Origin of the sequence: Rhodopseudomonas sp. AAP120 (genome assembly GCF_001295845.1) — a bacterium.
In the GTDB taxonomy this organism is placed as follows: domain Bacteria; phylum Pseudomonadota; class Alphaproteobacteria; order Rhizobiales; family Xanthobacteraceae; genus Rhodopseudomonas.
In genome coordinates, this window is sequence record NZ_LJIC01000018.1 from 1 (window position 1) to 19,717 (window position 19,717).

Here is a 19,717-nt window from a genome sequence, read left to right on the forward strand (position 1 = left end):
CAGCGCGCCCCCTCTCCCGCTTGCGGGAGAGGGCTGGGGTGAGGGCGACGCGGGCAGTGCGCCTGCGATCAGCAAAGAGAGTGCGGTGACTAAGCGCCGTGATCAGGCGCTCAGATCGGCCTGCTGTCCTTGCGGCGACGCTGGCTGCTGATACGACGCGGCGCTCTGCGCGGTCGCGCGCTGGCCTTCGGCGACCATCGCCTCGAAGGCGGCGTCGAGTTGTTCGCGGGTGTAGGTTCGATCCGTGCTCTCTCGCGGCGTCCACTGATCCTGCGTGATCGCCGTGGAGGCTTTCTCCACCGTGCCGCCGAGGACGCGGGCGTAATTCTCGGCGCGCCATTGCGCCAGGTTCGGGCCGAGCAGATTCGGCGGATCCTGCAGATCGCCGAGCTCCCCGGCGGCCGCGTTCGACATCTCCGACACGCCGCTATTGTAGACCGTCGCCACGACCTTGCCGCCGATCTTGATGCGCGCGTACGTATTTTCCGGCGCGTTGTCCGCCGGTCCGGCCGGCACGTCTTGTGCTCTGTGCATCGTCAGCCAGGCCGTCGCCAGCAGGTCGCGGAGCGTCGGATCGTCGATCGCCGAGATCGGCGTTGCGGCGGGCAGCGGTTTGACCTGCGAGATGTCGACGCGATACGCACTCGCTGCTTGTTGCGTGGCGCCTTCGGTGGCGGCCGACGCGTCGCTCGATGTCGTCGTCTGCACGGAGCCCGAAGCCGACGTCCTGTATGCGTAATAGGACGTCGTTGCGCCCACACCTGTGACCATGTTGCGGCCCCCATCTCTGCACTCGTTACCTGATCAGGACGAACGCAAAATCCGGGCCGCAGTGGAAACTCTGAAATGACACACGTTTTCGTTGCCCGCCTGCCGAGAGGCCCGGCAACATCCGCAGGGATCGGCAGAACTTGCCGGCCGACAGCGCGGAAAGGACTACGCGTCGATGTCGAGCGCGACGTCGAAGTTCGGCGCCGAATGCGTCAGCGCGCCGGACGAGACGTAGTCGACGCCGGTGTCGGCGATGGCGCGGATCGATTGCAGCGTGACGCCGCCGGAGGCCTCGAGCACGACGCGGCCGGCACTCATCGCCACCGCCTGCTTCAGCGTATCGAGGTCCATGTTGTCGAGCAGCACGACATCGGCGAGGCCGGTGTCGAGCACCTGCTGTAATTGCTCGAGCGTATCGACTTCGATCTCGACCTTGACCAGATGGCCGATCCTCGCCCGCGCGGCTTCCAGCACCGCGCGGATGCCGCCGGCCACCGCGATGTGGTTGTCCTTGATCAGCACCGCGTCATCGAGCCCGAAGCGATGGTTGAAGCCGCCGCCGCAGCGCACCGCGTATTTCTCCAGCGCGCGCAGGCCGGGCGTGGTTTTGCGGGTGCAGCAGACCCGCAGCTTGGTGCCGGCGGTGTGGCGGACATAGTCGGCCGTCAGCGTCGCGATGCCGGACAGGCGGCCGACGAAATTCAGCGCGGTGCGCTCGGCGGTGAGGATGGCGCGCGCCGGCCCCGATAGCGTCAGCAGATGCACGCCGGCCGCCACCGCGTCGCCGTCGCGGGCGTGCGCGGTGATGTGGATGTCGGCCGACAACTGATTGAGCGCTTCGATCGCCAGCGGCAGTCCGGCGATCGCGCCCGCCTGCCGCGCCACCATGATGGCGTGCGCCTGCGTGGTCTCGGGAATGGTGGCGAGCGACGTGATATCGCCGGCGCGGCCGAGGTCTTCGTCGAGCGCACGGCGCACCGCGTCGGCAATGGCCAGTGGCGACAGGAAGGCGTCGGGATGCAGCAAGGCGGTCGGGATCATGAAGGCTGCTCCTGAAGAGGCGAATGAGATGTCAGACCAGCGCGGTCTGCGGCTGGGTGGGAAACGGCAGGATGACGGCGCTGTCGCGCATCAGCGCGGCGGCGCGGTCGCGGGCCTCGGCCAGCGTCGTCAGCGTGCGTTTCGCCTGTGCGGGATTTTCGTCGGGATAGTCGGCGCGATAATGCGCGCCGCGGCTCTCGGTGCGGGCCAGCGCGGCGGTCGCCACCAGCAGCGCGGCGGCCGCGCTGTTGGCCAGCGCAGGGGAGGCGGCATCGCGTTCCAGCTCAGCGAGGGTCCGCACCGCTTCGCTGAGCCCGGCCCGGTCGCGGATCACGCCGACCTTGGCGGACATCAGCATCCGCAGGCTTTGCTCCTCGGCGCTATCAAACGCGCCGTTGCGCGCATGCTCCGCCGGGTCGACGCGGCCGCTGCTCGGTGCGAGGTCGCGGCTGGCAATATCCTCGGCGATCCGCGCCGCATACACCACGGCTTCCAGCAGCGAGTTGGAGGCGAGGCGGTTGGCGCCGTGCGCGCCGGTCGAGGACACTTCACCTGCCGCCCACAGGCCGGCCAGCGAACTGCGGCCGTGACGATCCACCGCGATGCCGCCCATGTGGTAGTGCGCCGCCGGCGCGATCGGGATCGGCTGCTTGGCCGGATCGATGCCGGCCGAGATGCAGCTCTGATACACGGTTGGGAATTCGTGCGCGAACTTGGGGCCGAGCGCCTGCGTGGCGTCGAGGAACGCGCCGCGGCCGGCGGCGACTTCGGCGAACACGCCGCGGGCGACGATGTCGCGCGGCGCCAGTTCGGCGAGCGGATGCAGCGCCGGCATGAAGCGCTCCCCGGCACCGTTGATCAGCGTCGCGCCTTCGCCGCGCAGCGCCTCGGTGGCGAGCGGCGCCGGATCGCGGCCGACCATGATGGCGGTCGGATGAAACTGCACGAACTCCGGATCGGCGATCAGCGCGCCGGCGCGCGCCGCGATCGCCAGCCCCTGGCCGGACGCTTCTGCCGGGTTGGTCGTCACCGCATAAAGATGGCCGATGCCGCCGGTGGCCAGCACCACGGCGGAGGTCGCGATCAGCACCGGCGCGGAGGGGGCACCGACCTTTCGGAGCTGCAGGCCACAGACAGCACCGCCGTCGGTGAGCAGTGCTTCGGCGCTCCAGCCTTCAAGCACGCGGATCGACGGCGTCGCGCGCACCGCCTGGGTCAGCGCGGTAATGATCGCCTGGCCGGCCATGTCGCCGCGGACGTGGACGATGCGGCGCGCCGAGTGCGCCGCCTCGCGCGCCACCGCGAGCCGGCCTTCGAGGTCGCGGTCGAACGGCACGCCATAGGCGAGCAGATCGTGAATGCGCGGCGCGGCCTCGCGCGCCAGCCCCAGCGCGACGGCTTCATCGACGATGCCGGCGCCGACCGCGATGGTGTCGGCGGCATGCGATTCAGCCGTGTCGCCTTCGCCGACGGCAGCCGCGATGCCGCCTTGGGCCCAGGCGGTCGAAGCGCCTTCGCCGAGCGGCGCGGCGGTGATCACCGTCACGGGCCGCGGCGCCAGCTTCAGCGCGCAGAACAGCCCGGCGAGCCCGCCGCCGACGATGACGATGTCGCCGTGGCGGCCGAGCGATTCCAAATCGGGGGTGGTGCTCATCGGCGATCCAACTCTCACACGCTGTCTCGCGAATGCCTTGGCGCAGACGACGGCCGGAGATCGCACAGAGGCGCCGTCGTCCGCTTCGCCGCAAACTGCGGCGTCAGTTTTTCAGGTTGATCATCCGCTCCACCGAGCGGCGCGCCGGCGCGATCAGCGCGGGATCGACCGTCACTTCCTCGCGCAAGTACACCAGGCTGTCGAGGATCTTCGCCAGCGTGATCCGCTTCATGTGCGGGCAGAGATTGCACGGCCGCACCATCTCGACGTCCGGCAGTTCGGCCTGGACGTTGTCGGCCATCGAGCACTCGGTGATCATCACCACGCGCTTCGGATGCTTGCTCTTGACCCAGTTGATCATATGCGCGGTCGAGCCGGTGAAGTCGGCCTCGGCCAGCACGTCCGGCGGACACTCCGGATGCGCGATGATCTTCACGCTCGGATCGGCCTCGCGATAGACGCGCAGCTCGTCGCCGGTGAAGCGCTCGTGCACTTCGCAGGCGCCCTTCCAGGCAATGATCTTCACCGCCGTCTGCGACGCGACGTAGCGCGCCAGATACTGGTCCGGCAGCATGATGACGCGCTCGACGCCGAGGCTTTCGACCACCTGCACGGCGTTGGACGAGGTGCAGCAGATATCGACCTCGGCCTTCACCTCCGCCGAGGTGTTGACATAGGCGACGACCGGCACGCCGGGGAATTTCTCGCGCAGCAAACGCACATCCGCGCCGGTGATGGACGACGCCAGCGAGCAGCCGGCGCGGGAGTCCGGGATCAGCACGCGCTTTTCCGGGCTGAGGATCTTCGAGGTCTCGGCCATGAAGTGCACGCCGCACTGGATGATCGTCGAGGCCTTCACCTTGGTGGCCTCGATCGCCAGCTGCAGCGAGTCGCCGACGATGTCGGAAACGCAGTGAAAGATCTCCGGCGTCTGATAGTTGTGCGCCAGGATCACGGCGTCGCGCTCGCGCTTCAGCTCGTTGATCGCCTTGACGTAGGGCGCCATGAACGGCCACTCGACCGGCGGGATCACGGTCTGCACGCGCGCATAGAGATGCGCGGTCGCGGCCTCGACCTCCGGAGTCCACTGCAAAGACGGCATCGGCAACGCGCGCGCCTTTTCGGAGGAGGTCGGAGTGGTGCGCGGCAGCGGCGCCGCCCGGTCGTGTGCCGGCTGGCCGAAATTCTCCGGCCCGTACAATTCAGCAAGCGGCATCCCGGCCTCCTGTTGCGCTCCGAAATGCTCAATCTGAGCATATTCCGGGTTTGAGAAATCCGGCCGCGAAGGGCCGGTATCAAACGATTCATTGCCCCGGGATGGTGTCGCCGGGAGCGCTCAGCGAGGATGACTTATCCTCATTAGGAGCAAATCTAATATAGCACGCAGGTTTAGGTTCCGCCAGTCGCCCAAAGGACCAAATCGTCACAGCAGAACGCCAGAATTGCATCGCTGCAGCGCAGCGATCTTTACAGCGGGGCGCGGCTTTCTCTAACTCACGCCGACAGTTTTCAAGAACACCACAGAGGAAACGACATGGCGACGTTCAAGGCGATCCGCATCGACAAGGCGGAGAAGGGCACCACCGCAGCGCTGACGCAGTTCGACGAAGCCGAACTGATGGACGGCGACGTCACCGTCGCGGTCGAGTGGTCCGCCGTGAACTACAAGGATGGCCTCGCCGTCACCGGCAAGTCGCCTGTCGTCCGCCGCTTCCCGATGATCGCCGGCATCGATTTGGCCGGCACCGTTCTGGAGTCGAGCCATCCGTCGTGGAAGGCCGGCGACAAGGTCGTGTGCAACGGCTGGGGCATGGGCGAGACGCATCTCGGCGCCTATGCGGAGAAGGCCCGCGTGAAGGGCGACTGGCTGGTCCGGCTGCCCGACGGCATCAGCGCGCGCGACGCGATGGCGATCGGCACCGCGGGCTACACCGCGATGCTCAGCGTGCTGGCGCTGGAGAAGCACGGCCTGACGCCGAAGGATGGCCCCATCGTCGTCACCGGCGCGGCCGGCGGCGTCGGCTCGGTGGCGATCGCGCTACTGTCCAAGCTCGGCTACCACGTCATCGCCTCGACCGGCCGCACCTCCGAGGAAGCCTATCTGCGTGAACTAGGCGCCGCCGAAATCATCGACCGCAACGAGCTCTCGGCGCCCGGCAAGCCGCTCGGCAAGGAGCGCTGGGCCGGCGGCATCGACAGCGTCGGGTCGACCACGCTGGCCAATCTGCTGGCGATGACCAAATACCGCGGCGCCATCGCGGCCTGCGGGCTCGCGGCCGGTATGGACCTGCCGGCGTCGGTCGCCCCGTTTATTTTGCGTGGGGTGTGTCTTTACGGCATCGACTCGGTGATGTGCCCGCTTGCTGAGCGGCAGCAGGCCTGGAGCCGGCTCGCCACCGACCTCGATCGCACCAAACTCGGGCAGATGACCCAGGAAATCGGTCTCGATCAGGTCATCGACACCGGCGCCAAAGTTCTGGCGGGGCAAGTGCGCGGTCGAATCGTGGTGAAAATTGCGTAGCGTTCAGACTTTACCAACCAAGCTGCGCCAATGTTGCCGCAGTTTGTATGGTAAGGAGCGGGTTAACGGAAGAAACCCCGCGCCAGTAGGAGTTCAGGCATGTTCGTGCGTTTCGTTTACGGAGCCCTGATGGCTGGCGCGACCGTTCTGCCGGCGATGGCAGGATCGATGAACGCAGACGAAGCCCGCAAGTTTGTCTCCGGCAAGGTGTTCGCCTTCACCTGCTTCGACGGAACGCGCGGCGCCGGCCGCGTGTTCGACGACGGCGGCGCCGCCGGCTCGGTGCAGTTCTCCGGCTCCGGGCCGAACCGCTTCATGCGGCTGCCGGGCAATACGCTTCAGGTGCGCGGTCAGTCCATCTGCGCATCCATCAAGGGCATCCCGTTCGATCCCTGCTTCAACCTCGACAAGACCAGCGAGCGCAGCTTCCGCGGCTCGGTGTCGGGCATGGGCTTCGCCTATTGCGATTTCCGCCATCAGGGCACGGGCCAGATGATGATGGCCCGCGCGCTCGCCCGTCAGCCGCGCGCCCCGCGCCCGGCCCGCTCGGCCGACGCCACGCCGAAGGACGTCGTCGCCAGCGTCCCGACCCCGCGCGTCGAGGCAGCCCGCCTCGAAGCGCCCAGGGAAGCCGCCAAGGTCGAGGCGGCGTCGGAGCTGCGGCGTTCGACGGACTGATCAGCGCGCGCCGCGCACCGTCTGCGTCACATTTCGGAAATCGCCGGCCACGTAACTCCGATGGCGGCAAGCCGCTCCAATGCGCGGCCGAGTTCGGCGCGCGTCTCCGCTGCCGTCAGGCTGATCCGAATCCGCGCAGGAGCCTCGCGGGTGACCGCGAAGGTCGTAGCTGAGACGACATCGACACCGACAGCACGGCATGCCGCGATCGGATCCGCCATCTCCGGCGGCACGGCAAGCCACGCGTGCGGCGACGGCTTCGACGGCACCGTCCGACCATTCGGTAACAGTCGGCAGGCGAGCCGGTGTCGAACGGCCACCTCATCACGCTGCCATTTGGCGCGGCGCAGCGCCGTCCCGTCCTCGATCCACCGGCAGGCGATCTCCGCCATCAGCGGCGCCAACGGCCAGAGTGTCGTCTGCGGCTCGGCCGCAACAGCCCGCGCAGCCGGTCCGGCACCCGCAATCAACCCGAAGCGCAAACCCGCAGCGACGGACTTCGAGAAACTCGTTACCAGCGTGCAGCGGTTGGGCAGCAGCATGGCCATGGGCGGCGTCGCCGCCAGCGTGCCGTACACGTCGTCCTCGATGATCTGCAGGTCGCGGCGCTCGGCGACTTCGGCCAGCCCGGCGCGTCGCGCCTCGCTCATGGTCGCGCCGGTCGGATTCTGCAGCGCCGGAACCAGCACGACAACGCGCGCCGATGTCGCCCGTGCCACCCGGTCGAGCGCCTCCGGCATCATTCCCTGAGCGTCCATCGCGACGCCATGCAGCGGCAGGCCGAGCTGACGGGCCAACGCCTTGATACCAGGAAAGGTCAGCTCTTCCACCAGCACCGGTTCGCCGGTATTGCAGACCGTCAGCAGCACGGCGAGCAGGGCCTGCTGCGCGCCTGCGGTCGGCACGATGTCGGTGGGACGCAATTCGAGGCCGCGCGCAGCGATCCAACTGGCCGCAGTCGCGCGGATGCGCGCGATCAACGCCGGTGTCGGATGATCGAGCGCGGCGGCAAGTCGTCCGCTGCGGGCAATCTCCAGCAGAGTCGAATCGAGGTCGGTACCCGCCGGGTCGATTGCCGGAATATTGGTTGAGAGGTCGATGACTCGAAGAGCGGAGTTGTCGTTCGCTTCCTTCAACGCGAACAGGGCGGCTTCCCGGCTCTCCGACAACACATAGGTCCCGCGGCCGACCTCGCCGGAAATCAGATGTCGCCGGGTCGCCTCGGCGTAGGCTCGCGAGACCGTGCTGACATTGACCTTGAGGCACCAGGCGAGGTCACGATGAGTGGGGAGCCGGTCACCCGGCCGCAACGCCCCGGTTGCGATCGCTTCGGCCAGAGCTTCGACGATAGCGACGTAGCGAGTGGGATTCCTGCCGGTAAGGTCGGGCGTCCACATTGTTTGCCGTACAATGTTTCGATTGACCCAAACAATGCGCCTGCTGATGATGCCGATCAACCTCTGGTCGTCTTGTTAGTTCGGCCATGAGGGAAGGGTTGTGGCGAAGCCGACAAGCAAGAGGTCGCATGGCAACATCCTGGCCGTCTTCTGAGGGGATCCGCATGTCAGCATCGCGGAGTCTCCGGGGATCGTCCTGGTCTGACCTGCTTCTGACACGACCTCTCTGAGCGCAACGATATTCGGAGCACGATTTACCTCCGGCGGTGGCCGCACTGTGCGCCCTCGCCAGAGCAAGGCTGTCGCTTGCCCCGGGGACCACCGGGTGGGCCGATCACGCCGAGCCGGTTCCTTCCCGGGACCGGCCTGAATGCAACAAGCCGGACCGCCACCACCTCAGGCGATCCGACCACTCTTCGATCCACCACTCTTCGCTCCGATGGCTGGCCATGACCCTGTTCGAGACCGCTTCCGCAACCATCACCGGCATACGGACCGAGGCGGCAAGGTCTCGTGTCGCACTCGCATTCGCTGGTCTCGTCGTTGCGGTGTGCTGCCTCGCGACCGGCGGCATCTTCGTCAAGCTCAGCGCTCTCGACCCGATCGCGACCGGCGCATGGCGCATCGGTCTTGCCCTCCCGTTCGCCTATCTGTGGCAGACACTGGAGCGACGACGCGACCGGGCCGCGGTGCGCCCCCTCGACGCCAGACAGCTGCTGTTGCTGTGGCTGGCGGGGGCGTGCCTCGGTCTCGATCTCGCGCTCTGGAACGTCTCCTTCCACTACACCACCGTGGCCAACGCCAATCTGCTGGCCAATCTCGTTCCGCTGGTCGTGGTGCCCGCGGCGTGGCTGGTCTACCGCGAGACCATCACCCGGCTGTTTGCTCTCGGCTTCGTGGTCGCTCTGTGCGGAGTCACCATTCTGCTGTCCCCCAAGCTCGGCGCCGGCGCCGGCTCTTTGTTCGGCGATGCGCTCGCCCTGATGACAGCGTTGTTCTACGGCTCCTATCTGCTGCTGGTCACCGGCTTGCGGCGCACGATCGCCTCCGGCCGGATCATGTACTTGACGAGTTTCGGCAGCCTGTCGGTTCTTGTTCCGCTGGCATTGATCTTCGAGCGCCGGCTGCTTCCCGTCTCCTTGTTCGAGCTGTGGCCGCTGATCGGACTGGCGCTGTTGGCGCATCTCGGCGGACAGGGGCTGCTTGCCGCGTGCCTCCGCTACATTCCTGCCGGTCTGTCTTCGGTGCTGGTGTTGATGCAGCCGATCGTGGCGGCGCTCTACGCCTGGCCATTGTTCGGCGAGACCATGGGACCTGTCGAGCTCCTCGGTGTCGCCGTCTGCCTGACGGGGCTCTATGTCGCGAAACTCGGCCAGAAATGAGGTAGATCATGCATGACCATTTGCTCAAGGCGGTGAACGAGATCGCAGAGAGGGAAGTCGGCCTCGTCGCCGGGCCGTCGGCATTCGCCGCGCTGGCCAACGAGCCCGCACGACGCGAGGAGGTCCTCGGTCTTATCGTCGAGGACGTGTTGGCGTACGAGGCGAAGGATCCGGCATCTCGCGGCCGCCTCAACGTCATCATGACCAGCCGCCCATCGTTCAAATGCATCATGTTTCATCGGATCGCGCACGCCCTGTTTCCGCGGTCGCGCGAACTGGCCGAGAAACTGGCGTCGGCCGCATTCCTCGAAACGGGGATCGACATCCATCCGGCCGCCAGCATCGGACCACGATTTGTGCTCGATCACGGCTGGGGGACCGTGATCGGCGAAACCACGATCATCGGTCAGGATTGTTATCTGCTGGGCTGCGCTATTCTGGGCGCCCGTGGCATCGCCAACAACGCGTCCGGCAAGCGCCATCCCACTCTCGGCAACCGCGTCGAGGTCGGTGGCCACGCGAGAATTTTGGGCGATGTCACGATCGGGGACGATTGCTTCATCGCTCCGTATTCAAGCGTAACGCAGGATATTCCAAGTAACTCGAAAGTGGTCATCATCAATCAGCTGCAGATATGTCAGCACAAGCCGGATCATCCGCATGTCAGAGCTAAGCCCGCGGATGCGCTCGTAGTTCGCGGCGTCGTCCGCTACGGGAACAATCTTGTGTTGCAGACTCACGGTGCAGCGAAGCCCGCGCTGTTCGTGGTCACGGAGGATGACGAGCGGCTGATGTCGCTGCCGATCCATCAGATCGGCCGCGATGGCGGCCTCCTCGTGTGGTCCGCCGACGCGCGCGGTCTTGATGCCGCGCTGCGCCAGGTGCCGCGGGCTCACCTGCTGCTCCAGGATGGTGGCAAACGCGTACTCGTATTGGACGCGCACCGGCTTCAACGTCCGGAGCCGATGTCAGCCGACACCATCAATGCGCCGTTGTCGCCTGCGGACCAGCACGAGACGGACTGGATGCACGAGAATGCGGTTCGGCCATCGGCGATGTGGTGGCAGGGGGAAAAACTGGGAGGCGACAGTCAAAGACTGGAGTAAGCGGTTCAACCCCGGATCAATGCGCGAGCCTCGACGTGCGAACGCGCAACCGAAATGACAGCGTAGCCGCCGTAGGATGCATGCGCTGCAGGAGTGGTAGCTGGAGTGAACGGGACAATGTTGGAATTATCGGCTGCTCACTGCCTTCGCACACCCGCCGTCGTCGACAGCATTGCGGGGCTTCTCGGCAATACGCCGACGGTCCGGCTCGATCGGCTGGCAGCGAGTCGTGGTTTGGATGCCGCAGTGTTCATGAAGCTGGAATATCTAAATCCCGGCGGAAGCCACAAGGCGCGCATTGCTCTCGGCATGGTGATCGATGCCGAGAAGCGGGGATTACTCAAGCGCGGCAGCGGCCAAACCATCGTCGAGGGCACCGGCGGAAATACCGGCATTGGACTTGCGATCGCGGCGAATCTGCTCGGCTATCGGCTTGTCCTCGCCGTTCCTGACAACTACAGCAAAGATAAGATCAAGCTCCTCCGAGCCTATGGAGCGGACGTACGGCTCTCCGATTCGCGTCTGGGGCGCGACAGCCATTTCAGGTTGGCTCGAGAGCTGCTCGACCGTAATCCGGATTGGTTCATGCCGGATCAGCTCGCCAATCCGGTCAACATCCAGGCCCACTACGAATCGACCGGCCGGGAGATTGTGGCGGCCTTCAGGAAAACCCCCATCGATGTCTTTGTTGCCGGCGCGGGGTCGGGCGGACATATCACGGGGATTGGCCGCGTCCTGAAGGAGGTTTGGCCGAACGTCACGATCTGCCTCATTCAGCCCGAGGGGTGCGACTTCCGCGCCAATGTCTTCCGCCCGCATCGCATTCAGGCGACCGCGATCGGGCTCGTTCCAAAGAACCTCGATCTTGGTATTGTCGACCACTACGTCGGCGTCCTTGATGAGGAAGCTCTCGCAAGTGTTCGCCTGCTGATGCAATACGAAGGGATCGGGGTTGGACTGTCCAGCGGCGCGAATATTGCGGGTTGTCTCAAGATCGCCGCTACGTCCGGACCCGACACACGAATCTTGTGCATGGCCTACGATCATGTGTCCGACTACCTCGATGCGATTTGACCGCGGTCGGTCGGATTGATGTGGTTCGACTGATCGGTCGGTTTTGCAACGTTGCAAGAATAGACCGCCTTCATCTCCGCACAGCGCGTGCCCTTCGTCCGCAGCCGAGGCGCCATGACTATCGTCCCAACGATTAAATTGTTCGAATCCGACGCTTACGTTCGCGAATTGGAGACCACCATTGTCGATCAGTCCGAGGACGGGGTATGTCTCGAGACAACGATCTTCTATGCTGAAAGCGGCGGCCAGCCCGGGGATATCGGCGAACTGGTCCTGAATGACGGCGTGCCGCTGCTCGTCACGAATACGCAGTATATTCCGGGCCGTCTCCGGGTCGCTCATCGCCTCGCGGCGCCGCCCGACCGGTGCTTGATCGGCGCCAAGGTGCTGGCCCGGATCGATTGGGAGAGGCGATATCGGCTGATGTGTCTCCACACATCCCTGCACTTGCTGTGCAGTCTCGTCGATGCGCCGGTGACGGGATGCGCGATCTATCCCGAATATGGTCGGCTTGATTTCGATATCGAGGCGACGCTCGATCGTCAGCGTCTGACCGACAGCCTCAACGCGCTCATCCGAAGAGATCTGCCGGTCGAAATCCAGTACCGGACCGCAGAGGAGATGTCGGCCGAGCCATCGCTGGTGCGGACGGTTCAAGCGCCGCCGCCTCGCACCGATAGGCAGCTTCGTTTGGTGAGCATCGGCGACGTCGACCGGCAGCCGTGCGGCGGCACGCATGTGCGATCGACAGGCGAGATCGCGGGCCTCGCGGTGACGAGCGTCGAGAAGAAGGGGCGACGCAACAGGCGCGTCAAGATCGGCCTCACGGCTGCCTCCGAGCGATCGACCTAAGTCTTTCGAGCGGCGCGAGCATGTTCATGGCCGGGCTTGTCTGACGACCCACGCCTGTTGCGCCGAGCCGGCTGCACAGACGTGGATGCACGGCACGAGGATCTCGAGCCCCGGTTCTGATGAGATCAGAACCGGAAAGCTCTCGTCGTCGATCGATCATTTCGGCGGCGAGTCCCCCGACGGTGCAGCCTGAGGGGGCGCGACCGCAGCACCCGGCGTTCTGAACAGAATGCGCTGATACAGCCAGCCGATCGCCACCAGCACCAGGCCGAGCCCCATGAACGACAGCGCGCGGAACACGCCGGTCAGCGTCGACATGTCGATCAGGAAGGCTTTGCAGATCGTCAGGCCGATCACCACCGCCGAGGCGAGGCGGGCGCGTTGCGAGTCGAACACGAGGCCGGCGCCGAGCAGCAGTACGCCGCAGCCGAGCCAGGCCAGCGAGTAGGTGTATTGCTCGGCATCGCTGGTGTCGCCGATCGACAGCACCGGGCCTTGATACAGCCGCCGGATTTCCAGCGAGACGTAAGCGAGGCCCATCAGCAGCGCGAGGGCGGCGAAGCTGTTGGCGTAGGAGGGGCGGCGCAGGCCCGCGACCGCGTAGGACAGCAGCAGCGCCAGCAGCGCCGGGGCGGCGTAAGCGAGCAGCAGCTGATTGAGGACGACGCCGCCGATATAGGCCGACCAGAACAGCGGGTTTTCCAGCAGCAGCAATCCGCCGAGGCTGGCCAGCGCGGCGAACACCGCGAGTAACACCGCGGCGACGTTGTGGACGATGCTGCCGCTGCGGCGGCGCAGCCGCTCCAGCCCGATCGCCATCGCCAGCGACACGCAGACCTGCAGTGCGACCTCGGTGAGTCCGGCGTTGTCGCTGTACACGTCACCGCCGTTCACCGCGTGGCGGATCTCCAGGAACGCCAGCAGCACGGTGAACAGGATCGCGGCGGATTCGATCATGCGGAGCGGCACGTCGTCGCCGCGCCGGCGCAGCCAGATGCTGCCCAGCCAGAACGACGCCGCCGGCACGCCATATCCCCACAGCAGCCAGTTGAAGATCGGCGTGGTGCCGACCGCATCGCCGACGATGCGCGGCTCCCAGCCGATCCGCGCGACCACGATGGCGGCGAGGATCGCGGCGAGCCAGCGCAGGAACGGGATCGGCCGCTGCAGCGAGATCCACGCGGTGGCGGCGCTCATCAGCGCCAGCGCGATGGTCAGCCAGCCCTTTTCCAGCGCGAAGGTCAGCGCCAGCGCCAGCGCGCCGAGCGTGCCAGTGGCGTACAGCGCGGTCGAGATCGCAAGGCCCGGCCGCTGCGCGCGCTTGCTCAGCGCTTCGGTCGCGGCACCGAACGCGGCGGCCAGCAGCACCGCCGCGATCGCGAACGGGATCGAGCGATCGAGATGGGCGATCCGTGCATACAGCGCGATCAGCAACGCCAGCGGCGCGAACACGCCCGCGGCGGCCCACACCACCGGCACCGCGGCGTTGGCGCCGCGGCCCTGCGCCAGCAGGCCGGCGCCGCCGAAGCCGAGCGCGAACAGCGCTGCCACGATCAGATGCGTCGTCACCGCGCCGGCGCGTGGATCGGCGTCGATGCCGGGCAGCGGCGCGCCCTGCAGCACCAGCAGTTCGGGCGTCGTTTGCACCACCCACAGCAGGAACACCAGCGCAGCCAGCACCGCGGCGGCGGCGACGGCCGCAGTCGCGGACGCCGCGCGCCAGGCGACGCCGAGCGTCGCCGCGACCAGCAGCGCGAACACGATCATCGCCGCGTCGCTATGGCCGCAATCGACCACGATCAGCGCGGCCGCGAGCAGGAAGGTCGCCAGCGAGCTGGACGAGACCGGCTCGATCCGGCCGTCGTCCTGCGACGGTCCGAACAGGAAGCCGCCGACCACCAGCAGCGCGGCGAGCGCGAAACTGACCACGACGTGGAAGGCCGGCGGCGCCAGCGACTGCGCCACGATGTCGAGCCCCGGCAGCGTCCACATGAAAGCCAGCGCGATCGTCGTCAGCGCCAGCCAGCGCCACAGCCGGATGCGCGCGAGGCCGAACGACGCCGCGGTGATCACGGCGAGATAGATGTACAGCGCCCAGTAGTCCGGCTTGTCCGACGACACCAGGATCGGCGTGACGAAGCCGGCGACGACGCCGAGCCCGGCCAGCGCCGGGCCGTGCAGCAGCGCGGCGGCGAGGGTGCCGAGCGCTACCAGGCCGAGCAGGATGAAGGCGCTGGCGGGCGCGAGGAAATCATACAGCGCGTAGGCGGCGTACACGGTGGCGAACGCCACCGCGGTGCCGGCCGCGGTGAGGATCGCCGGAATGTTGGCGATCGGCAGCGCGCGGATATTGGTGATGTCCTCCTTGCGCCGCGTCCATTCGCCGGCGCCGAGCAGCGCCAGCGCGAACAGGCCGCCGAGCAGCACGCGCACGCCGGGGCCGAGCAGGCCCTGCTCGATCGAGTAGCGCACCATGAAGAAGCCGCCGAGTGCCAGCGTCAGTCCGCCGACCCACACCACCCAGCGGGTGCCGATGCGTTCTTCGAAGCCGGGCTTGGCCACCGGCGCGCTCGCCGCCTCGGGCGGCGCGGCCGCAGGGGCCGGTTGTTCGGTCGTGGCGAGTGGTGGTTCGGCCGGCTCCGCCGCAGTCGTGGTGACGTCCTCGGGCTGAAGCTCCGGCGCGAGCGGGGCGTCACTGACGATGGGCGCCGGAGGCGCAGCCGCCGCAGCCGCCGCAGTGGCGACGCTCGGCTTCGCGGTCAGCGGCTGGCCGGCCTGCAGCGCGTCGAGCCGCGTCTGCAACTCCAGGGAGCGGCGGTTCGCCTTGCGTGCCAGCGCCAGGGCGACGATGGCGATGATGATCGACAGCAGTTCGAGCATTGTGTCTCCAGGCGCGGCGCCCGGATTCGGGGCTTGTCGCGGATGTTAAGGGATCAGCGCCGGCCGCGCACGCGCAGCCCGGGGGCGGGGCGCTCCTGCAGCACTTCGCGGCGGAAACGAAACAGCGCGGCGGGACGTCCGCCTGTTCGTGTCGACATCTCGCCGGTTGGTTCGACCAGCGCGCCGGCCTCGACCAGCCGGCGGAAGTTCTGCTTGTGCAGATGCCGGCCCGAGATCGCCTCGACGGTGTGCTGCAATTCCGTCAGCGTGAATTCCGGCGGCATCAATTCGAACACCACCGGGCGATATTTCAGCTTGGCGCGCAACCGTGCGATCGCGGTGGCGAGGATGCGGCGGTGATCGAACCGCATCGCCGCGCCGAGCGGCGGCAGCTTGGCGCGGGCCAGTGCGGCGGGCCGGCCGTCGCGCCGCGCCTCTTCGATCAGGCCGGCTTCGTAGAGCAACTCGTAGCGGTCGAGCACGCGTTCTTCGTCCCACTGCGCGCCGTCGATGCCGAAATACAGTCGCACGCGATCCCTGCGCGCCAGCGCCCGCGCCGTGTCCGGCTGCTCGGCCTGATTGGCCCAGGTCGCCAGTTCGGGAATGATGCTGCGCTCGATGATCTCGGGGCGGCTTTCGCGCCAGTCTTCCCAGGGGAAGAACCGGTACCACGGCTCGAAGGTCGCGCCGTCGGCGCGCGCCGCGTTGTCGGCCGCGCGGGTCAGCGCCAGATAGCCGATCGAGGCGACGTGAACGTCGGTGTCGCCGATCCGGGCGTGACGGCCGCGATCGCCGAAGGTGTAGAGCTGCTCGACATAGCCGAGCCGCAGGCCGGTCTGCTCCTCCACCCAGGCGCGCAGGCCGATCTCCAGCGTGCGATGCGAGATCGCGTCGAACGGCCCATAGGGCAGGCCGATGCCGGCATTGCCGCCGGAGGCGGTCAGGATCAGCGGCTCGTTGTTCTCGAGCGCGACGATCGCGGCGGTGAGGCCGATCTCGATCGGGATCGGCGGGCCATCACCTGCAAGCTTGTCGCTGCTCGAAAGCTTGTCGCTCATACGGTCGCGGTCGTCATTCGAGATCGACGCGGAACGGCTGCCCCTCGACGCCGAGATCGCCCGGCCCGATCGCCTCCAGCGCCCGCAGCATCCGCCCGTCGCGGCCGAGCGCGCGGTCGGCCAGCGTCACGATCAGCCGGTTGGGGTAGGCGCTCGGCGAGGCGTCGCGGATCTGCCGCGCGATCGTCAGTTCGTCGCGATGCGGATTGAGCGCGCAGGCGGCCGCGAACGCGCTCGCGGTCGAGCGGCTGATGCCCGCATAGCAATGCACCACCAGCGGCGCCGCGCGGTCCCAGCCGCGAACGAAGTCGAGCAGATCGGCGACATGGGTTTCGTTCGGCGCGACGAAGCCGTCCATGTGCTCGGTGATATCATCCATCGAGATGCGGAGGTGATTGACCTCGAGCACCGAAGCGGGGCGCTGCACCTGGTCGACATTGGCCATCACCGACAGAATATGGCTGGCGCCGGTCGCCGCGACGGTCGGGTGCAGGGCTGCGAGCGAGCAGACGTGAATCATGGAGCCTTTCCGGTGTTACGGACGATCTTAATCCTGCGCCGGGGGCGGTGAAAGCGCGATGACGCGAGCGATTGCCAACTGGGGACGGCTGCGGAGGTGGCAGATGCCAACGCATCGCAGCAAGGAGCGCTAGCCGGCCGCTGCCCCAAGTTTGCCGCATAGTGTTTCGAAGCGGGCCAGGAAGCGCTTTTCAGCCTTTCCGGCCGACCACGGCGTCAGATAATCGTCCTGCACGCCTGCCGGCAGCCCCGGATCGTTGCCGAACAGCCGCTTCGCCTCGGCTTTTGTGAAGCCGGCCAAGCAGGTTGCCTCGAGGTAAGCGGCGCCGCGGTCGGCCGCCTTGATTTGCCGCTCGATCGCTGGGTCGAGTTCCGCCGGCAATCCGAAGCGGATGTGAATCGCTCCCAACAACCGCTTCTCCACGCTCTTGTAAGACGCGCCAATCACCGCCTTGAACGGCGAGATCATGTCGCCGATCACGTATTCGGGCGCGTCGTGTAGTAGCGCGGCGAGGCGCAACTTATCGTCGATCCGCGGGCTTTTCTCGCGCATCACCGCTTCGACCAGCAACGTATGTTGCGCCACCGAAAAGATGTGCGTGCCGCTGGTCTGGCCGTTCCACCGCGCCACCCGCGCGAGGCCGTGGGCGATATCGGCGATTTCGATATCGAGCGGCGATGGATCGAGCAGGTCGAGACGGCGACCCGACAACATGCGTTGCCAGACGCGGTCGGCAGATTGTGGGGACGGGGCAGCTTTGCTCATGCGGCATCGTCAGTAGTGCGATTCGCCGGCCATATCGACGACAATCCGCGGTTGCAGTTCCGTGCGAAACACATCGCCTGCCCGATCTCGGCCACCATGCCGCCGAAGTTCTGCACGGTCTGCCTGAGACATTGAGCGATCCGCCAAAATTAAATAAGAAAGAGTAAATTAAATCGAGAGATTCGCCGCTCGTTTGAGTTAATCTGTGTTCTGGGGGAGTTGAATTAAATGGCCGGACAGTCTGCCCGCCCCGAAGTGAAGCGATCGGCGTCCGACGGCGCGCGTGATGCCCATGCGCCGGAGCCGACGCTCGAATCGCTCCAGCAGGAAAACGAGTCGCTGAAGAAGCTGGTGGTGACGCTGTCCGAGATAGTGTTGCGGCGCACCGTCGATCAGCGCTGACGCGCAATCCGGTTCGGCAGCTTGGTCGCCGTGCGGCGCGGTGGTTTCGTCATGCTGCCGCAGCGTGCGTGGCAGTGACAGTCGACCAGGTGATCGTTGACCATGCCGACCGCCTGCATGAAGGCGTACACGATGGTCGGCCCGACGAATTTAAATCCGCGCGCCGACAGATCCTTAGAAATCTTCACCGACAGCGGTGTCGAGGCCGGTACCCCCGCGGTGGTCTTGAACGCGTTGACCTTCGGCGCGCCGCCGACGAAATCCCACAGCAATTTGGAAAAGCCTGGGCCTTCGTCCTGGATCTTCAGCCACGCTTTGGCGCTGCCGATCGCGCCTTCAATCTTGGCGCGGTTGCGCACGATGCCGACGTCGTTCATCAGCGCGGCGATCTTGTCCGCATCGTAGCGGGCGATCTTGGCCGGATCGAAATCATCGAAGGCGCGGCGGAAATTGTCGCGCTTGCGCAGGATGGTGATCCACGACAGGCCGGCCTGGAACCCATCGAGGATCAGCTTTTCGAACAGCGCGCGGTCGTCGTATTCCGGCACGCCCCATTCGGTGTCGTGATAGGCGATGTACAAAGGATCGTCGCCCGGCCACGGGCATCGTTTCAGCCCGTCGGCGCCAAGAAGGGGGCCGCGGCTCATGTTCCGGTCCTGCGTTGCGCCGGTGTCAATTCGTCCGGATCTGCGATCGTCAATGCGATGCCGCCCGCAGCGAGCGTCAGTCCAGCCTCGCGCGCGTCGGCGACCCGGTCGATGCGCAGCTGCGCCAATCCACGGTCGATCGTCGACGAGCCCATGGTGCCGACAGTTTTGTCGCCCGCGGTGATCTCGCTTCCGGGCTGCGGTGCCGGGCCCTCGAAGGTCACGCGCACGATCCGGGTGCGTGCGGTGCCGCGATGATGCATGCGCGACACCACCTCCTGGCCGATGTAGCAGCCCTTGCTGAAATCGACACCGTGCAGCCGGTCCATATTGGCCTCGTGCGGGAAAGCGTCCGCATAGGCGAAGTCGATCCCGCCGCTCGGCACACCGCAGGCGATCCGGTGCGCCTCATAGTCGCTCACTGCTACCAGCGTCGCCCCGAGCGCATCCGCAGTCGCCGCCGCCAGCAAGTCCGGAACGACGATCCGCCAGCCGAGCTGAGCGGCGCGCGGATCGACAAACCCCATCTCGGGCGGCTGCAACGGCGTGCCGTCCCATAGCGCCAGCACGCCCAGGCGATCGGACAGGTTTTCGATCAGCACCTTGGCGCGCAGCTTGTAGAATTTCAGCTTGGTGGCGAGCGGCTCCGCCAGCACCTTCGGGCAATCGAGCAGCAGGCCGCCGTCGTCTTCCGGGGACAGTTCTGTGATGAAGAAATCGCTGACGATCTTGCCCTGCGGCGTCAGCAGCGCACCGAACCGCCCCTGCCCGGGAACGAGCTTCGTCAGGTCGGTGGTGACCAGGCCGTTGAGCAGGTGCCGAGCGTCGGGACCGCTGATCTTGAGCACGCCGCGGTCGGGGAGAAATGTCGCCTTCATCAAATTCCCGATCGAATTCTATCGAAATGCCGTCCAGGAACGTCCTTTTCGGCGACGCCCCGTCCGGCTATGACTGCCAAAATAGGCGGAC

General features: G+C 66.5%; 18 protein-coding genes. 7 read left to right on the forward strand and 11 right to left on the reverse strand.

Annotated features, from left to right (window positions below; genetic code table 11):
* Positions 1-102: 102 nt before the first annotated feature.
* The 4 genes from IP86_RS03905 to nadA all read right to left on the reverse strand — a co-directional run bounded on the left by IP86_RS03905 (position 103) and on the right by nadA (position 4,682).
* The gene (locus tag IP86_RS03905) at positions 103-771 is read right to left on the reverse strand and encodes a hypothetical protein (protein WP_054161210.1); all 669 of its coding nucleotides are present in this window, start codon (positions 769-771) and stop codon (positions 103-105) included.
* A gap of 165 nt (positions 772-936) precedes the next feature.
* Positions 937-1,812 (reverse strand): carboxylating nicotinate-nucleotide diphosphorylase, encoded by an 876-nt coding sequence (gene nadC, locus IP86_RS03910; protein WP_054161211.1) that lies wholly within the window; start codon positions 1,810-1,812, stop codon positions 937-939.
* 31 nt (positions 1,813-1,843) lie between these two features.
* Complete coding sequence (locus IP86_RS03915; protein WP_054161212.1) at positions 1,844-3,466, reverse strand: L-aspartate oxidase; 1,623 nt, start codon at positions 3,464-3,466, stop codon at positions 1,844-1,846.
* A 103-nt stretch (positions 3,467-3,569) separates the two neighbouring features.
* Positions 3,570-4,682, reverse strand: a complete 1,113-nt coding sequence (nadA, locus tag IP86_RS03920) for a quinolinate synthase NadA (RefSeq protein ID WP_054161213.1) — start codon at positions 4,680-4,682, stop codon at positions 3,570-3,572.
* Positions 4,683-5,000: 318 nt separating this feature from the next.
* Between nadA and acuI the strand changes: the two genes are divergently transcribed.
* Entirely contained in the window at positions 5,001-5,987 is a 987-nt protein-coding gene (acuI, locus tag IP86_RS03925; RefSeq protein ID WP_054161214.1) for an acrylyl-CoA reductase (NADPH), read from the forward strand.
* Positions 5,988-6,086: 99 nt separating this feature from the next.
* The gene (locus IP86_RS03930; RefSeq protein WP_054161215.1) at positions 6,087-6,665 is read left to right on the forward strand and encodes a hypothetical protein; all 579 of its coding nucleotides are present in this window, start codon (positions 6,087-6,089) and stop codon (positions 6,663-6,665) included.
* 26 nt (positions 6,666-6,691) lie between these two features.
* Here IP86_RS03930 and IP86_RS03935 read toward each other — a convergent pair whose 3' ends face one another.
* Complete coding sequence (locus tag IP86_RS03935; protein ID WP_245290526.1) at positions 6,692-8,122, reverse strand: aminotransferase-like domain-containing protein; 1,431 nt, start codon at positions 8,120-8,122, stop codon at positions 6,692-6,694.
* A gap of 389 nt (positions 8,123-8,511) precedes the next feature.
* Between IP86_RS03935 and IP86_RS03940 the strand changes: the two genes are divergently transcribed.
* The 4 genes from IP86_RS03940 to IP86_RS03955 all read left to right on the forward strand — a co-directional run bounded on the left by IP86_RS03940 (position 8,512) and on the right by IP86_RS03955 (position 12,476).
* Complete coding sequence (locus IP86_RS03940; protein WP_054161217.1) at positions 8,512-9,444, forward strand: DMT family transporter; 933 nt, start codon at positions 8,512-8,514, stop codon at positions 9,442-9,444.
* An 8-nt stretch (positions 9,445-9,452) separates the two neighbouring features.
* The gene (locus tag IP86_RS03945; protein WP_082363825.1) at positions 9,453-10,550 is read left to right on the forward strand and encodes a serine O-acetyltransferase; all 1,098 of its coding nucleotides are present in this window, start codon (positions 9,453-9,455) and stop codon (positions 10,548-10,550) included.
* A gap of 117 nt (positions 10,551-10,667) precedes the next feature.
* Entirely contained in the window at positions 10,668-11,624 is a 957-nt protein-coding gene (locus tag IP86_RS03950; protein ID WP_054161219.1) for a PLP-dependent cysteine synthase family protein, read from the forward strand.
* Positions 11,625-11,762: 138 nt separating this feature from the next.
* On the forward strand, positions 11,763-12,476 hold the full coding sequence (locus tag IP86_RS03955; protein ID WP_245290527.1) for an alanyl-tRNA editing protein: 714 nt from the start codon (positions 11,763-11,765) through the stop codon (positions 12,474-12,476).
* Between the two features lie 156 nt (positions 12,477-12,632).
* On the opposite strand, the gene IP86_RS03960 is transcribed toward IP86_RS03955, so the two are convergent.
* The 4 genes from IP86_RS03960 to IP86_RS03975 all read right to left on the reverse strand — a co-directional run bounded on the left by IP86_RS03960 (position 12,633) and on the right by IP86_RS03975 (position 17,699).
* A complete protein-coding gene (locus IP86_RS03960; protein ID WP_054161221.1) occupies positions 12,633-15,356 on the reverse strand; it encodes a DUF2339 domain-containing protein in 2,724 nt (907 codons plus the stop codon).
* 53 nt (positions 15,357-15,409) lie between these two features.
* Positions 15,410-16,414 (reverse strand): NUDIX hydrolase, encoded by a 1,005-nt coding sequence (locus tag IP86_RS03965; RefSeq protein WP_054161222.1) that lies wholly within the window; start codon positions 16,412-16,414, stop codon positions 15,410-15,412.
* Positions 16,415-16,427: 13 nt separating this feature from the next.
* Positions 16,428-16,934 (reverse strand): tyrosine phosphatase family protein, encoded by a 507-nt coding sequence (locus IP86_RS03970; RefSeq protein WP_054161223.1) that lies wholly within the window; start codon positions 16,932-16,934, stop codon positions 16,428-16,430.
* Positions 16,935-17,063: 129 nt separating this feature from the next.
* Entirely contained in the window at positions 17,064-17,699 is a 636-nt protein-coding gene (locus IP86_RS03975) for a YfbR-like 5'-deoxynucleotidase (protein WP_054161224.1), read from the reverse strand.
* A gap of 228 nt (positions 17,700-17,927) precedes the next feature.
* Here IP86_RS03975 and IP86_RS28965 point away from each other — a divergent pair, with 228 nt between their 5' ends.
* On the forward strand, positions 17,928-18,101 hold the full coding sequence (locus tag IP86_RS28965; RefSeq protein ID WP_197279621.1) for a hypothetical protein: 174 nt from the start codon (positions 17,928-17,930) through the stop codon (positions 18,099-18,101).
* Here IP86_RS28965 and IP86_RS03980 read toward each other — a convergent pair.
* Complete coding sequence (locus IP86_RS03980) at positions 18,092-18,748, reverse strand: DNA-3-methyladenine glycosylase I (RefSeq protein ID WP_054161225.1); 657 nt, start codon at positions 18,746-18,748, stop codon at positions 18,092-18,094. The genes IP86_RS28965 and IP86_RS03980 overlap by 10 nt on opposite strands.
* Complete coding sequence (gene ygfZ / locus IP86_RS03985; RefSeq protein WP_054161226.1) at positions 18,745-19,626, reverse strand: CAF17-like 4Fe-4S cluster assembly/insertion protein YgfZ; 882 nt, start codon at positions 19,624-19,626, stop codon at positions 18,745-18,747. The genes IP86_RS03980 and ygfZ overlap by 4 nt, the downstream gene beginning before the upstream one ends.
* Positions 19,627-19,717 lie beyond the last annotated feature (91 nt).